The following is a 14,649-nucleotide window of genomic DNA, read 5'->3' on the forward strand; positions in this document are numbered from 1 at the left end:
GGAGGCTCTCTCGCTCCTTACCTCGATCACGCGTTTGGTGGCGAATTCACCACGGCGCATCGAGGCCGTACCGGCGGCGGCGACCGCTACAGAATGGACGGCGAACGGGAGGTCGATTTCCTGCAACTGGGGTGCGATAAGAAAGGTCCGTAGCCGTGAAAAACGAGTTCCCCGAATGAAGCCTCCCCGTAGTGGGTTTTTCGATGGCTGTAAGGTGGCCGTGACGGGCGGGGCCGGACTGATCGGCTCGTTCGTCGCCGAGCAACTTGTGAATGCCGGTGCGCGCGTCGTCGTCGTCGACGATTTCTCGAAGGGACAACGCGCCAACTTGAAGGGTATCGCCGGCCGGATCGAGGTCCGCGAGGGGAATTTGGAGGATCAGGCATTTGCCGAAGAGGCGCTTGGCGGTATCGAAATGGTCTTCCACTTGGCCAGCCGGGCATTCGGAGTGGGCTACTCGTCAGCGCACCACCTGGACATGCTTGAACACAACGAGCGGATTAACAACAACCTGTTTTCGGCAGCGCGTCGGACTCGGCCAAAGCGAATCCAGGTTGTCTCGTCGTCCTGCGTCTACCCGGATGACGGGCCCGATACGGTGCCGGAACTACCGCTGTTTACCGGCGAGCCCGAGGCGGTGAACTTGGGGTATGGGTGGGCCAAGCGGTTTCTTGAACAGAAGGCGGTGGTCTTTCAGGGTCAAATGGGTATCCCGGTGTCGATTGTGCGTCCTTTCAACATCTATGGTGAACGCTACAACTGGGTCGGCCAGTACAGCCAGGCCATACCGATGCTGGTCAAGCGGGTCATGGACGGAGCCGATCCCGTGATGATCTGGGGAAGTGGCAATCAGCGGCGCAACTACCTCCACGCAACGGACTGCGCGCGGGCTATGGTTTCCGTGATGGCTTCGGGATTCACCGAGCCGGTGAATATCGGTACGGAGGACACCGTGACCATGCGCGAACTCGTCGGCCTCATCTGCCGCTTGAGCAAGGTTTCACCGCAGGTGGTGACAGACACGACGAAACCGGAAGGACGCTTCATCAAGAGTGCGGACAGCAGACGGCTGCGTGCCGTGGTCCCCGATTTCCACGTTGCCGTCGGTCTCGAGGAGGGCATTGCCCGTATGATCGGCTGGTACCACGCCACGTTCGGCCTCGGGGCTGCCCTCGGAGCCGCCACGTGAGAGAAGAGATGAACATGACACGAGCCCGGATCGGACCCGGAGATGCCGACGTCCTCCTACTGCTCAAGTCGGGCCTCGAAGAGAGGGTCGAGGCGGTCCTTCGGGGAGAGGCGCCGCGGGAGTTCTTCTACAGTTTCTTTGGCCTGCTGGAAAACGGCATCGATACACGGATCATGAATACGTCCGAGCCCTATACGGGCGTCGCGGCGCAAGCGATCCATGTCGGAGAGCGCATCTTCTCCCGAATTTCCGGTATCAGCATAAGGCGCCAGTATCTGGCAGGTCTGCGACCTCAGTGGGCACGCGCAAAGGTGCTCGCCAGCTTCATGGATCATTTCAGCCTGACCATGGGGAACTACTTCTGCGGCCGCCGCGACCGCCCCTTCACGATCGGCTTTTTTCACGGATTTAGCGATATTCCCCACCACATTTCCCCACTTGGCCGCTGCATTCTGAACCGTTATGTCAGGCGGGCCCTAGAGGGGTTGGACGTCGTCGGCTTCTTCGGTCCGGCCGATCGCGCGGAGGCGGTGCGGCGGTGGGACCTTCCAGAAGCGAAGACGGCATTGGTGCGATTTGGCGTGGATCAATCGTTCTGGACGCCGGCGGCGGCGGAGCGCGGCAACGATGGCAGGGACTTCAAGGTTCTGTCCATCGGGTCCGATCCCAATCGGGACTATGACACGCTGGTTTCGGCGCGGCTGCCGTGCCCCGTGACGATCATTACCCGCTTGCCGGTCAAGCGGACACCCGATGCCGCCAATGTCGAGGTCACGGAGGGCAGTTTCTGGAAGTCGCCACTAACCGATGCGGTCTTGCGCGGCCTTTACAGGGATGCGGGGGTGGTTGTCGTGCCGCTTCACGATGTCTTTCAGCCGAGCGGTTACAGCGTGACGCTGCAGGCGATGGCGTGCGGCCGCCCGGTCGTGTTGTCGCGCAACAAGGGATTGTGGACGCCGGAGTACCTGAAGGACGGCGAGAACTGCTTGCTCATCCCGCCGGGGGATCCCGCCGCCCTGCGCGCTGCCGTCGAATCCCTTCGCGATGATCGAGCGCTGGCGGCGCGGATCGGGACGGCCGGGCGGAAGACGGTGGACGATCACTTCACGATCGAGGCCATGAACCGCAGCATGGTTCCGTTGGTCCAGCGAGGTCTTGCGGCGCGGGCGGAGGCGCGCCGATGATGGCCTTCCGGGCCTTGTGTTTTGCCGCCGTGCGATCAGCGGCCAGCGTGATCGCTTTCGCCGGCATCGTGAAGCGCTGCTAGGAGGGAGCCGGGCAGCATGTGCGGCATTGCCGGAAGCGTTGATTGGCGTGGTTGCGACCCGGGGGGGCTTCGCCGTAGCGTCTCCATGATGACCCGCGCGCTTCGGCACCGCGGGCCCGACGACGAGGGACTTTGGTGCGACGAGGCGGCCGGCATCTGTTTCGGCCACCGTCGCCTGTCGATCATCGACCTCAGCCCGACGGGCCATCAGCCTATGGTCAGCGCGTGCGGCAACTACGTCATTACCTTCAACGGTGAGATCTACAACTTCCGCGAACTGGCGAAGGATCTGGAGCGTTCGGGACGGACGCTGCGTGGAGTCTCCGACACCGAGGTTCTGCTCGAGGCCTGTGCCCAATGGGGGGTGGAAACGGCAGTACGGCGCTGCGACGGCATGTTCGCCTTCGCATTGTGGTCCCGACGCGATCGAACCTTGATCCTGGTTCGCGACCGATTGGGGAAAAAGCCACTGTACTGGGCGACGGTCGGGGATCGCCTTTTCTTCGCTTCCGAACTGAACGCCTTGAAGCAGATCAGAGAAATCGACCGCAAGATCGATCATGAGGCGTTCGCCGCCTATCTGACGCTGGGATACGTACCATCGCCCATGTCCATCATCTCCGGCGTCAACAAGCTCCTGCCAGGAACCCTCTTGGGGTTTTCGGACGGTCGGAAGGAGTTGGAACTGCGGTACTGGAGCCTCGATGCAATTGCCGGTGACCCCTTTCGCCACAATCCGCCGGTCGATCCGCAAGAATCCGACGCGATGCTGGAACAGCTGCTTCGGGAGTCGGTCGTACATCGGATGATCGCCGACGTGCCGATCGGCGTCCTTCTGTCGGGGGGTGTGGATTCCTCGCTGGTAACGGCGATCATGCGGGAGGAGGCGTCCGCTCCCATCCGCTCCTTTTGTCTCTCGTTTGACGGGGGCGAGTATGACGAAGGCAAGTTCGCCCGCCAGGTAGCCGAGATCCTCGGTACGGAGCATGTCGAATTCAAGCTGTCGGGCGAGGATGTCCTGAATTCCGTCGAACGCATCACCGAATGGTTTGACGAGCCGCTGGCGGATAATTCCGTCCTGCCCACCGCCTTGATCAGTATGCAGGCACGAAGCCATGTTACGGTGGCGCTGTCGGGCGACGGCGGCGACGAGATGTTCGCAGGCTATTCGCGATATCCGTGGACGAGAGCGCTTTGGGAAAAATTGGAGCGCTATCCGTTGCTGTTCAGGCGCTTGACGGGGGCGCTGATGGCGGGCATCCCGGCGGGCATGTGGGGGATCGCTAGCCGGGTCGGCGACGGACTTGCCTTGGGCGAGCGCATAGGCCGGTACGCGGAGTTGATCGACGCCCCCGATGTCGACGAGCTCTATCGCCGCGTCACCGCCTACTGGCCGTGTCCGTCCGAGGTGCTGCGGCAGCGGGAGACCCCGGCCGGACGGACCGAGTCGCCGACTTCGCTCGGTGACCCCGTTTTGCGGATGCAGTGCTGCGATACCCGAAGTTTTCTGCCGGACGACATCCTGGCAAAGGTGGATCGAGCCTCCATGGCATTCGGCCTCGAGGTGCGTTCGCCGTTGCTCGACCACAAGGTCGTCGAGTTCGCCTTCGGCATGCCGAGGCACTACCATTTGAGCGACGGCAGGGGGAAGGCGCCTCTCCGCCGGCTGTTGGGGCGCTATCTGCCCGAGGCACTGATCGACCGTCAGAAGCGCGGCTTTTCCTCGCCTACCGGCGATTGGCTGCGGGGCCCCTTGCGGGAATGGGGACGGGCAACCCTCGACCAGCTGATGGCGAACGAACCGGCGCTTTTTTGTCGATCCGCAATCGCCCGGGTCTGGAAGGAACATCAGGGCGGTCTGCGAAATCACCAGAACAGGCTGTGGTCCCTGCTGATGTTCGAGGTATGGCGCGAGAAATATGGCGCATCGTTCTGACCACAGGGCCCCTGCCGATGGGGATGTTGGATGCGCGTCGAGAGGTATCGATGAAGGTCTGCATCGGCTATAGGATTCAGGAAGGGCCATGGGGCGGGGGGAATTCCTTCGTGTCCTCGATGACGGCGGCGTTGCGCTTGGCCGGACATGAGGTGGTCCCGGACTTGGCCGATGGCGACGTCGACATCATCCTGATGGTGGATCCCCGTTCCCGTCTGCCGAACGTGACCATCGGCGCATCGCACATTCTTCGCTATTTGACCTTCCGGAATCCGCTCGCCGTCGTCGTTCATCGGATCAATGAGTGCGACGAACGCAAGAAGACGCACACGGTCAATCTGCGTCTGCGCCTCGCCAACTACTGCGCCGACCATACCGTGTTCGTCGGTGCGTGGCTCCGGGAACTGCCGATATGGAAGTCCCATCCCCCGCGTGCCTCCAGCGTCATCCGCAACGGCTCGGACACAAGCGTGTTCAACCCTGTCGGTTTCCAGGCCTGGGACGGCCGGGGACCTCTGCGTTTGGTCACCCATCACTGGGGCGGCAATTGGATGAAGGGCTTCGACGTCTACACCCGGATCGACGCCATGTTGGCGGAGCCGGCGTGGCACGACCGGCTCGCGTTCACCTATATCGGCAATCTGCCCGCCGGATTTCGGTTCAGAAACGTACGGTACCTCGAACCTCTGGACGGTTCCGCTCTTGCCGACGAATTGCGCGCGCACCACGGGTATGTGACGGCGTCGTTGAACGAACCCGGCGGGAACCATCAGAACGAGGGGGCCTTGTGCGGATTGCCGTTATTGTACCGCAGCAGCGGATGTCTGCCGGAATACTGTGACAAGTTCGGCGTTGCCTTCGACGGGCCAGAGGACTTTCCGGAGGCGCTCAGCCGCTATATCGCCCAATATCATGGCCTGGCAGCGCTCATGCCCACCTATCCCCATACCAGCGAAAAATGCACGGCAGCGTGGATCAGGCTTTTCGAGAACCTGATGGCACGACGCAACGAGATCGTGGCCACCCGCGGGATCTGGCGAAACCCGCTCCTGTTTGCATTCAACCAGATTCCGTTCTAGGGCCGATCCATGCGCAAGGACTTCGTGGAAATCGACAGTACTCAAAGCGAGAGCGAGATCGCCTTCGTCGAGCGCTATTGGACGGAGGTGTGGGAACGCGAAGGGGGCCCCAAGGCGGCGATCGACAAGATCCCGGGCAAGGCCGAATACCGGATTATGCGGCCCTATATCGTATCCATGCCGCCGGGAGCGCGCCTGTTGGACGGCGGCTGCGGGCTAGGCGACTGGTCGGCCTATCTGACGCGGAAGGGCTATCCCACCCTCGGCCTGGACATCAGTCGCAGCACCGTCGCCAAGCTCAAGGAACTGTTTCCCGACGTCGAGTTCGCGGTGGGCGACATTCGCGAAACTGGGCTGCCTGCCGAGAGCTTCGACGGTTATTTCTCGTGGGGGACCTTCGAGCATTTCGAAGAAGGACTTGAGCGTTGCGTGGCCGAGGCATGGCGGGTTCTCAAGCCCGGTGGCTATCTGTTTATCAGCGTGCCTTTCGACAACTTTCGCCATGCCCTGCGGGCGGCCTTCGACAGAAGGCGGAAGGGGGACCCCCGCCCCGGAAAGGAACGGTTCTATCAGTGGCGCCTGACCCGACCGGAAGTGCGGGGACTGCTTGCTCGTGGCGGATTCTCGGTCCTCAACATTCAGCCGATCCACAAGCGGCAGGGGGTATTGCGGAGCCTCCATCACGAGTTCGGCTTTCCCTACGAGTGGCTGGCGACGAAGGGCCTTGGCGTTGCGCTGGCGCAGGTTATCCCGGGTGGCCTCATCGCGCACATGTTGATGGCGGTGGCGCAAAAGCCGGCCGGGGCACCCTCTCAGCCGGAGGACAAAGGTTGATGTCTGCCCGACAGGCTCTACGCACGCTCCTATCCGCTTGCCTGCGTCCGGCCCGACTCAAGCTTGCGCCCAGGTACGTCGATTGGCCGGACATTTGGGCCAAGGACGCCGCGTTTATCGACGCCATGGCCAAGATCGAGGGCGTTACCCTCGTCCCCCGCGAGCGGTGTTTCGTTCTCCATCAATTGGCCCGCACCCTCGAGGGGAGCAACGGAGATTTTGCCGAGATCGGCGTCTACAAAGGGGGGACCGCCTATCTGACGGCATGTGCCGCCCCCGGCAAGACGATCCATCTGTTCGATACCTTCGAGGGCATGCCCGAAGTCGACGCCGGTATCGATGCGCATCGGACGGGCGATTTTGCCGATACGCGATACGACGACGTCCGCTCCTTTCTTGCCCCTTTCCGTGAAAGGATCGCCTTCCACAAGGGGTTCTTTCCGGCGACGGCGGCCGGCCTCGAGGAGAAGACGTTCGCGCTCGTCTATGTCGACGTTGATATCTATCAGTCGGTCAAGGACGCGCTGGCGTTCTTCTATCCCCGGCTGGTGCCGGGGGGCGTCATGCTGTTCGACGATTTCGATTCGCCCAAATGCCAGGGGGTTCGCAAGGCCATCGACGAATTTCTCGCCGACAAGCCGGAGCGGCCGGTGGTGACGGCGTACTATCAGACGATGATCATCAAAGCCGCCGCCGTTTCGTGAGCTAGGGAATGGGCCTGGGCGGCGACCTCATCTGGACGGCCATTTTAAAGGCTGTTCGCGACCACGACGGCGAACCCCCCGTTGCTTGTTTTATGCCGGGGATCTCCGATTTACTGGCCGGCCGCTTGTACGAAGGATCCGTCTCTCTTCGCGACAACGCCGTGTTCCGTCACAATCCCTTCGTCGCCCTTACCGAGGCGCGGCGAAAAAGCCTGGGGTCGCGCGGGCTCGATACCGCCGCCCGCCTCATCCTGAAGTTCCCGCCGGCCCGCCGATGCTACGAGGATTGGATATTCCGTCGGGCCGAGCGGGTGCGGGCCGAAGGCGGTCCCCACTTCGTTCATATCGACCTGCAGCGCCATTCCTATGCCGCCCGTCAGACCCGGCGCCGAACCTATTGGAAGCAGGGCCGGGCCGTCGATGCGATGGCCGGGCCGTTCGGTGTCGAGCGCGTCGAGGAACCGCCAAATCTGCATTTCACGCAGGACGAGCGGTCGGCGGTGTCGCGGTTGCTGGCGGAAGCGGGGCTGCATAAGGCGTTCGTCGCCATTGAACCGGACACCAATCGCGACTGGTTCGGGGAACTCCGCGCCTGGCCGATGGATCGCTGGCAGACGGTCGTCGACCGTGTGCGGGAGGCCCATCCGGACCTGCCGGTCGCGCAGGTCGGCCTGGGGCGTTCCGGAATCCTGGAGGGCGTTGTCGATCTGACGGGACGGACCGGCTTTCGGGATGCCGCGCTCGTCATAGGCCGCGCCACCCTGTTCATCGGAACCGAGGGGGGGCTGATGCACGCGGCGCGGGCCGTCGATGCCCGCGCGCTCATCCTCTGGGGCGGCGTGACCCTGCCGGAATTCATCGGCTATCCGGATCATCAGACGACGATCTGCAAGCATGTGTTCTGTGCGCCATGCGGCAACGCGGGGTGGTGCCCGAATGGTCACCGTTGCATGCTCGATATCGAGGTCGGCGAGGTTGCCGACACCGCGCTGCATTTGTTGAATGGGGAACTTGGCTAGAGCCCGAGCGTTTGCGAAAGCGCGGCGATCACGCGATCGACGTCTTCTTCGCCCATCTCGACGAACAGGGGCAGCGTGAGAACGCTTTCGTAATAGGCCTTCGCCCCCGGATACCGGACCGTCCCGACCCGGGCGCGCCAATATGGCTGATCCGGGACCGGGATGTAGTGAACCTGCGAGCCGATACCTTTCTCCGCAAGCCGCCTCATGGCGTCGGCTCGGGACACGCCGGTGGCGCGGAAATCGATCCGCACGACGTAGGTATGCCAGACCGGCTTCTGCCCTCCCATCCGAGGCAACGGTCGGACGATGGGCGCCAGCGAGGCGATTTTCTCGTCATAGGCCGCGACCAGGCCGCGGCGTTTGGCGGCAAAAAGATCGAGCTTCTTGAGTTGACTGAGGCCAAGCGCGCAGTTGATGTCCGGCGCGCGATAGTTATGGCCCAGGACCTGCATTTCGTAATACCAGGGATTGACGCGCCCGTCGGCGCCGAAGGCCGCATCCTTATGAACGAACGCTTTGGGGTCCCGTGTGATGCCGTGGCTGCGCAACAGTCGAAGTCGCTCGGCGACGGCGGCGTTCCGGGTGGAGACGGCGCCGCCTTCACCCATGGCGATGGTCTTGACCGGATGAAACGAGAACGTCGCGGCGTCGGACCATGCGCAGGAGCCGACCGGCGTATCGACGCCATCGCGTCCGGGGGTCGTTCCGCCGATCGCGTGGCAGGCATCCTCAACGACAAGGAGTTCGTTTGCCCGTGCGATTTCGGCGATATCGGGCATGGCGACGCACTGGCCGTTAAGGTGGACCGGAAAGACGGCTCGCGGCCGGCCGGCCAGCTTGGCCCTGGGCAGCGCTTCCGCCAAGGTGGCGCCGGTCAAAAGGCCGGTTTCCGGATCGACATCGGCGAAGACGACGTCGGCTCCCGTCATGGACGGTCCATTGGCCGTGGCCGCGAAGGTCATCGCCGGGACGATGACGACGTCGCCAGAGCCGACGCCAAGGGCGTCCGCCGCCATATGCAGGGCCGCCGTCCCGTTCATGCAGGCGACGACGTTAGGTACCTGGAACCTCTCGGCAAGCGCATTCTCGAACGCCGTGACGGCCGGGCCGGTTGTCAGGAAATCGCTTTTCAGGACCTCGATGACGGCAGCAATATCGTCGTCGCCGATCGAATGTCGTCCGTAAGGCAGAAACATGGCGCGTTCTTCTTCTCCAGGGGTAGGCTTGATGGCCCGCGATGGAGCGAAGCTAGAGCAGGAAAAGCGAGATGTCCCGCCAAAATTTCGCAGCCGTAGCCGACGCGTCCTCAATCTCTGCCGGGACGCACGCCCGCGATCTTTCGAGAGGTGAGCGGTGAGGGCGGAATGGGAACTCAACGGCGACCTTCCTCTTTCGCCGTTGAAGCGGTTCACCTATCTGGCCCGCAACCTGCGCCGCAACATGGCCGGTTTGCCCAGGTCCATGCCATTCAGGCCGTTCTGTCGGGGACGCGTCGAAAAATCCGATGGAACGCCGTCACCCACGCGTTTGCTGGGGCAGGTCTTCATCCGCGAGGAACTGCCGAGGCTGTTGCCGACCGCCGAGATCCGCGTCCTCGACGTCGGGTGCGGAACGGGCCGCATGAGCGACCTCCTGGAGAGGGCCGGGTACCGGGGGACCTACGTCGGTGTCGACATCGATGACCGCTTTGCCCGCGATGGCGGAGGCACAGGAGCCTTCGCTCGCCGTTTTGTGCACGGCGATGCCCACGACCTAACCGAAGCCGATTCTTTTGACCTCGTCTTTTCCAACTCGGCCCTCGAACACATCCCGAACGACCGCCGCCTTCTGGCGAAACTTGACGAACTGGTGGCGCCGGGGGGCATGCAAGTGCACATCGTCCCGAGCGGCTGGGGGTTGCCGCTCTATCTGTGGCACGGTTATCGCCAATATCCGCTGTCGCGGATTGGATCGCTCTTCCCGGGGGAGGGAACGCGGGTCTATGGCCTTGGAGGACTAGCCTGCTTCGGGGTGCACCTCGCGTTCATCTCGCTGGGCGAGATCCTTCTCCGCATGGATCTACGGAGGCGGATTCCCGCAACCTATCGAGCCTTTCTCAATACCGCGTTCAGGATTGACCGGGTATTCTCGACCGCGCCCGGGATGTACGTCGTGTGCCGCCGGAGCATGGGGGATGCCAAGCAGTGCGACGAGATGAATGACCGATAAACGCGTTAAGATCATGCGAGAGGTGGCTGCGATCCTTTGCGGCGTGGCCTTTGTGGCCGGGTTGTCTTTCGGTGGTCTTTATGTCTTTCGGGCGGATTTCTACGGTACGGTCGAAGTGGAATTGACGCCCGTCGCCGAGCTTTATCCAGTCTCGCCGACGGCGGTGGCGATCACCGGTTATGACACCGAGTCCGGACCGTTTCTCATTCCCCGGTTGCGCAATGCTGACGAATGCACCGGCTGGCGTATCGAGAGCGGAGCGGCGGAGATTGCGCAGTCGGACGGCGAGTTGCGGATTCCCTTGCGCCCGGGCGATCACGACTATGTTGCCAAGCCGCTGGGGTGCGTGCTCGGCGAACCCGCCGTGGATGCCCTGCGCTTCAACCTGTTCTTCGGGGAAGTCGAGTCCTTCGGCGTGCAGAACTTGTCCCGCGAGCAGTATCAGGTGAACTTCCAAAATGTGCCGATGGCCTTGGGCAAACCTCTGCCGTTCTCCCGCTGGGTGCCCGATGTCGAAGCCGCATTTCCCGAGGAGGCTGCGCAGGCCCGGGAAGCGTTGATCGATGCGGGATTCGATTCTTCGGCGTCAACCCGTGAAAAGATCGAATTTCTCGTGGCCTTTGTCCGCCGCCACATGCCAAGCGCGGCTCCCCCCTCGTACCTGAACAATCTGTCTCCGTGGCGGGTCTTTCTGGAGGGCAAGCTCAAGGGTGCAGGAAACTTCTGTCGCCAGTGGTCGCTGGTCTACGGCTACCTCGCCAACCTGATCGGCATTCCTTCCCGGAACGTGTTTACGGGGGGCGCGATGGACAATGTCGATCTGGGATCCCACGCGTTTTCCGAGAGCTATATTCGCGAGCAAGCCGGATGGGCGTTCGTCGATCCTACCACCGAGATCGCCTATGTCACCAATGCGGCGGGCAGGTTGCTGAGCGGGGCCGAGCTTTACACCGCCATCATCACCCGAACCTCGTCGGCGTTGACCGCCAGGGCTCTGGTCGAGAACGGCTACAAGTCCGTTCCCTTCGCGGCCGTGGGGAAAGCGCTGAAACAATTCATGCGCAGGAACAGTTTCCTCATCTACATCGGTAGCCATGACGGACGCTATCAGATGCAGGGATCCGGTGCGGCGCGTTATGTGCAACAGCTCTACCGCTTCCTGTTCCAGCCGCAGCAGTATTTTGGATTTGCCCATTTCGTCAGTTTTTCGTGGATCAGGTCGGCCGCGTTCTTCACGTGCATTGTCGCCGCGTTCTTCGCCTTCATTTTCTCTATCGCAGCGATCGTCCGTGGAAGCAGGCGGTGATGGCAGAATGGCCACGGGAACCTGATTGATGTGCGGCGTTGCCGGCATATTCGACCGCACCGGCTCGACGCCCGTCGATATGTTGGGGCAAAGGGCGGATGCCATGCAGCGGGCGCTGGCCCATCGCGGGCCGGACGATCACGGTGTGTGGAGCGATCCGGTCGCCGGCGTGGCGCTGGCCCACCGCCGGCTGGCCATCATCGACCTGGCGCCGAGCGGCCATCAGCCGATGGTGTCGGCCGATGGCCGTTTCGTCATCGCCTACAATGGCGAAGTCTATAACTACAAAGCCATCGCCGCGGAACTGGCGGTGGCGGGACGCGCCGTGGCCGGAGGGTCGGATACCGCGGTGCTGTTGGAGGCCTGCGCATGCTGGGGCGTCGAGCGGGCGCTGGCCAAGTGCGTCGGCATGTTCGCCTTCGCCTTGTGGGACCGCGAGACCCGGACCCTGACCCTGGCCCGCGACCGCCTGGGCATCAAACCGCTCTATTGGGCCCGCTTCGGCGAGCTGTTCCTGTTCGGCTCCGAACTCAAGGCGCTCAAGGCACACGGCAGCTGGCCGGAGGAGATCGACCAGGGCGCTCTGCTGGCCTATTTCCGGCATGCCTACGTCCCGGCGCCTTACAGCATCTTCAAGGGCGTCCGTAAGCTGGAGCCCGGCCATATCCTGACCGTCGGTCCCAGCGGCGAGCCGGTTTCCCGCCAGTATTGGGACCTGCGCGGCTTCGCCCGCGCCGGCGCCACCGACCCTTTCACCGGCTCCTATGAAGAAGCCCGCGAACAGGTCGAAGCGCTGCTGCTCGATGCGGTGAGGCAGCGGCTGGTCGCCGACGTTCCCCTCGGAGCTTTCCTATCCGGCGGTGTCGACTCCTCGGCGGTTGTTGCCCTCATGCAGGCGCAAAGCGACCGCCCGGTCCGCAGTTTTTCGATCGGCTTTCACGAGCAGACCTACAACGAGGCCACCCACGCCAAGGCGGTGGCCGCGCACCTCGGCACCGATCACACGGAACTCTATGTCACGCCGGGGCAGGCTCTCGACACCGTTCCCGAGTTGCCGCGTTGGTACGACGAGCCGTTCGCCGATTCCTCGCAGATCCCGACCCTGCTGCTGTCCCGGCTGACTCGCGACCATGTCACGGTATCGCTGTCGGGCGACGGCGGCGACGAGGTGTTCGCCGGCTACAACCGCTATTTCTGGGCGGAGCGCATCCGGCGCGCCGTCGGCTGGATGCCTCGCTCCGCACGGACGGCGCTACGGGCTGCGCTCACAGCCCTGCCTCCGGGCGGCTGGGATGCCCTATCGGCTGTGCTGCCGCGTCGCCTGGTCCCGCCGCAGGCGGGAGACAAGGTGCACAAGATGGCGGCGATACTGGATGCCCGTGACATGGACGACATTTACCGGCGTCTGGTCAGCCAATGGGCCGATCCGGAGACCCTGATGCCGGGCGTCGCCGAGGCCCGAGGGGTTTTGTGGAACGGCACCCTGGCCGCCGACCGGCCCGATGCCATGGGGCGCATGCAGTTGGCGGACATGGCGACCTACCTTCCCGACGACATTCTGACCAAGGTGGATCGCGCCAGCATGGCGGTGGCCCTGGAGGCGCGGGTGCCGCTGCTCGATCATCGGGTGGTGGAGTTCGCCTGGCGCCTGCCGCGGGCGTTCATGGTGCGAAACGGCCAGGGCAAGGCGATTCTGCGCGACATCCTTTACAAATACGTGCCCCGCGAGTTGATCGAGCGGCCGAAGATGGGCTTCGGCGTTCCCATCGATGCCTGGCTGCGCGGGCCGTTGCGCGAATGGGCCGAGGATCTGCTGGACGAGCGGCGCTTGCGGGACGGCGGATTGCTCGATCCGGCGCCTATTCGCAAGGCGTGGCGCGACCATCTGTCCGGCACGGTGAACCGGCAGTATGCGTTGTGGACCGTGCTGATGTTTGAGAGCTGGCGGGCGCATTGGGGGCGGGCGGCATGAAGATCTGCCAGCTCTGTTCGGTGGACTTTACCCTTTACCATTTCCTGTTGCCGCTGATGCGGGCGATGCGCGAGGCCGGTCACGAGGTGGTCGGCGTTTGTGGCGAAGGCCCTTTCGCCGAACGGGTCCGTGCCGCGGGCTTCCGGGTCGAAGCGGTCGGATTTCGCCGCAACTACGATGTCCTGCACCATGTCCGCGTTTACGGCGAACTGGTGCGGTTGTTCCAGCGGGAACGGTTCGACATGGTGCACGTGCACTCGCCGATCGCCGCGTTGATCGGCCGGCTGGCCGCCGCGCGCGCCGGGGTCCCGAAAAAGGTCTATACGGCGCACGGATTTTATTTTCATGAGCATCAGCCGTGGGGGCTGCGCCACGCCTTCATCGGGCTGGAATGGATCGGCGGCCGTTTCACCGACGTGCTGTTCACCCAGTCGACCGAGGATGCCGAAACGGCCCGGGATCTACGCCTGTGCCGCGGGCCCGTCATCGAAGCCATCGGCAATGGGGTCGATCCGGTCCGCTTCTGGCCGGCCGACGCGGCGGACGCGGCGCGGCACCGGCTGCGGGCGGAATTGGGCGCCGGCAGCGACGACGTCGTCATCCTGATGATCGGCCGCCTGGTGGCGGAAAAGGGATACCCGGAGCTGTTCGCGGCGATGAAGGGCGTGAATGCCCGCCTGTGGGTGGTGGGCAACCGGCTTAAGAGCGACCACGCGGCCTCGGTCGACGACGCGATCGCCGGCATCGAGGCCGACCCCGACCTGTCGCGGCGTATCTCATTTTTGGGTTACCGCAGCGATGTCGACGCGCTGTTGCGGGCAGCGGATATATTTACCCTGCCATCCCATCGCGAGGGCATGCCGCGCTCGATCATCGAGGCGATGATGAGCGGGCTTCCCGTCGTGGCCACCGACATTCGCGGCAGCCGGGAAGAGGTGGTGGACGGCGAAACCGGGTTCCTGGTGCCGGTACGGGATGCCGGTCGCTTGACCGTAGCGCTGCAACGCCTGGTGACGGATGGCAGGTTGCGGTCGCGCCTTGGTGCGGCAGGCCGGCAGCGCGCACTCGCGCAGTTCGACGAGGAAAAAGTGGTCGCGCGCCAGATCGTGCACTTGGGGCTGGAAAGTTAGCG

At 63.6% G+C, this 14,649-nt stretch carries 12 protein-coding genes; 11 read left to right on the forward strand and 1 reads right to left on the reverse strand.

Annotation, left to right across the window (positions count from 1 at the left end; translation table 11 throughout):
* Nucleotides 1-175 precede the first annotated feature (175 nt).
* The 7 genes from ODR01_RS10540 to ODR01_RS10570 all read left to right on the forward strand — a co-directional run bounded on the left by ODR01_RS10540 (nucleotide 176) and on the right by ODR01_RS10570 (nucleotide 8,028).
* Complete coding sequence (locus tag ODR01_RS10540) at nucleotides 176-1,189, forward strand: NAD-dependent epimerase/dehydratase family protein (protein ID WP_316977607.1); 1,014 nt, start codon at nucleotides 176-178, stop codon at nucleotides 1,187-1,189.
* 8 nt (nucleotides 1,190-1,197) lie between these two features.
* A complete protein-coding gene (locus tag ODR01_RS10545) occupies nucleotides 1,198-2,373 on the forward strand; it encodes a glycosyltransferase family 4 protein (protein WP_316977608.1) in 1,176 nt (391 codons plus the stop codon).
* 99 nt (nucleotides 2,374-2,472) lie between these two features.
* On the forward strand, nucleotides 2,473-4,392 hold the full coding sequence (gene asnB, locus ODR01_RS10550) for an asparagine synthase (glutamine-hydrolyzing) (RefSeq protein ID WP_316977609.1): 1,920 nt from the start codon (nucleotides 2,473-2,475) through the stop codon (nucleotides 4,390-4,392).
* Between the two features lie 50 nt (nucleotides 4,393-4,442).
* Nucleotides 4,443-5,471, forward strand: a complete 1,029-nt coding sequence (locus ODR01_RS10555) for a glycosyltransferase family protein (RefSeq protein WP_316977610.1) — start codon at nucleotides 4,443-4,445, stop codon at nucleotides 5,469-5,471.
* A 9-nt stretch (nucleotides 5,472-5,480) separates the two neighbouring features.
* Nucleotides 5,481-6,305, forward strand: coding sequence for a class I SAM-dependent methyltransferase (locus ODR01_RS10560; RefSeq protein WP_316977611.1), 825 nt, complete (start codon nucleotides 5,481-5,483; stop codon nucleotides 6,303-6,305).
* The gene (locus tag ODR01_RS10565) at nucleotides 6,305-7,009 is read left to right on the forward strand and encodes a TylF/MycF/NovP-related O-methyltransferase (protein ID WP_316977612.1); all 705 of its coding nucleotides are present in this window, start codon (nucleotides 6,305-6,307) and stop codon (nucleotides 7,007-7,009) included. The genes ODR01_RS10560 and ODR01_RS10565 overlap by 1 nt, the downstream gene beginning before the upstream one ends.
* Nucleotides 7,010-7,134: 125 nt before the next feature.
* Nucleotides 7,135-8,028 (forward strand): glycosyltransferase family 9 protein, encoded by an 894-nt coding sequence (locus ODR01_RS10570; RefSeq protein ID WP_316977613.1) that lies wholly within the window; start codon nucleotides 7,135-7,137, stop codon nucleotides 8,026-8,028.
* Here ODR01_RS10570 and pseC read toward each other — a convergent pair.
* Nucleotides 8,025-9,227 (reverse strand): UDP-4-amino-4,6-dideoxy-N-acetyl-beta-L-altrosamine transaminase, encoded by a 1,203-nt coding sequence (pseC, locus tag ODR01_RS10575; RefSeq protein WP_316977614.1) that lies wholly within the window; start codon nucleotides 9,225-9,227, stop codon nucleotides 8,025-8,027. The two genes, ODR01_RS10570 and pseC, sit on opposite strands and share 4 nt — an antisense overlap.
* A gap of 202 nt (nucleotides 9,228-9,429) precedes the next feature.
* On the opposite strand from pseC, the gene ODR01_RS10580 reads away from it, so the two are divergent.
* Genes ODR01_RS10580 through ODR01_RS10595 form a run of 4 tightly spaced genes read left to right on the forward strand, consistent with a single transcriptional unit; the run spans nucleotide 9,430 to nucleotide 14,647 of the window.
* Complete coding sequence (locus ODR01_RS10580) at nucleotides 9,430-10,239, forward strand: class I SAM-dependent methyltransferase (RefSeq protein WP_316977615.1); 810 nt, start codon at nucleotides 9,430-9,432, stop codon at nucleotides 10,237-10,239.
* Nucleotides 10,229-11,545 carry a transglutaminase-like domain-containing protein gene (locus ODR01_RS10585; RefSeq protein ID WP_316977616.1) on the forward strand — a complete coding sequence of 439 codons (1,317 nt, stop codon included), beginning with the start codon at nucleotides 10,229-10,231 and terminating at the stop codon, nucleotides 11,543-11,545. The genes ODR01_RS10580 and ODR01_RS10585 overlap by 11 nt, the downstream gene beginning before the upstream one ends.
* Nucleotides 11,546-11,573: 28 nt before the next feature.
* Nucleotides 11,574-13,517 (forward strand): asparagine synthase (glutamine-hydrolyzing), encoded by a 1,944-nt coding sequence (asnB, locus tag ODR01_RS10590; RefSeq protein ID WP_316977617.1) that lies wholly within the window; start codon nucleotides 11,574-11,576, stop codon nucleotides 13,515-13,517.
* Nucleotides 13,514-14,647 carry a glycosyltransferase family 4 protein gene (locus tag ODR01_RS10595; RefSeq protein ID WP_316977618.1) on the forward strand — a complete coding sequence of 378 codons (1,134 nt, stop codon included), beginning with the start codon at nucleotides 13,514-13,516 and terminating at the stop codon, nucleotides 14,645-14,647. The genes asnB (ODR01_RS10590) and ODR01_RS10595 overlap by 4 nt, the downstream gene beginning before the upstream one ends.
* The last annotated feature ends 2 nt before the right edge of the window (nucleotides 14,648-14,649 follow it).

Source organism: Shumkonia mesophila (assembly GCF_026163695.1).
Taxonomy (GTDB): Bacteria; Pseudomonadota; Alphaproteobacteria; order Rhodospirillales; family Shumkoniaceae; genus Shumkonia; species Shumkonia mesophila.

Bases quoted from the DNA above. Each gene is read 5' to 3' on its own strand.
- ODR01_RS10540 (WP_316977607.1), top strand. From the start codon at position 176: ATGAAGCCTCCCCGTAGTGGGTTTTTCGATGGCTGTAAGGTGGCCGTG.
- ODR01_RS10545 (WP_316977608.1), top strand. From the start codon at position 1,198: ATGAACATGACACGAGCCCGGATCGGACCCGGAGATGCCGACGTCCTC.
- asnB (WP_316977609.1), top strand. From the start codon at position 2,473: ATGTGCGGCATTGCCGGAAGCGTTGATTGGCGTGGTTGCGACCCGGGG.
- ODR01_RS10555 (WP_316977610.1), top strand. From the start codon at position 4,443: ATGAAGGTCTGCATCGGCTATAGGATTCAGGAAGGGCCATGGGGCGGG.
- ODR01_RS10560 (WP_316977611.1), top strand. From the start codon at position 5,481: ATGCGCAAGGACTTCGTGGAAATCGACAGTACTCAAAGCGAGAGCGAG.
- ODR01_RS10565 (WP_316977612.1), top strand. From the start codon at position 6,305: ATGTCTGCCCGACAGGCTCTACGCACGCTCCTATCCGCTTGCCTGCGT.
- pseC (WP_316977614.1), bottom strand. From the start codon at position 9,227: ATGTTTCTGCCTTACGGACGACATTCGATCGGCGACGACGATATTGCT.
- ODR01_RS10585 (WP_316977616.1), top strand. From the start codon at position 10,229: ATGACCGATAAACGCGTTAAGATCATGCGAGAGGTGGCTGCGATCCTT.
- asnB (WP_316977617.1), top strand. From the start codon at position 11,574: ATGTGCGGCGTTGCCGGCATATTCGACCGCACCGGCTCGACGCCCGTC.
- ODR01_RS10595 (WP_316977618.1), top strand. From the start codon at position 13,514: ATGAAGATCTGCCAGCTCTGTTCGGTGGACTTTACCCTTTACCATTTC.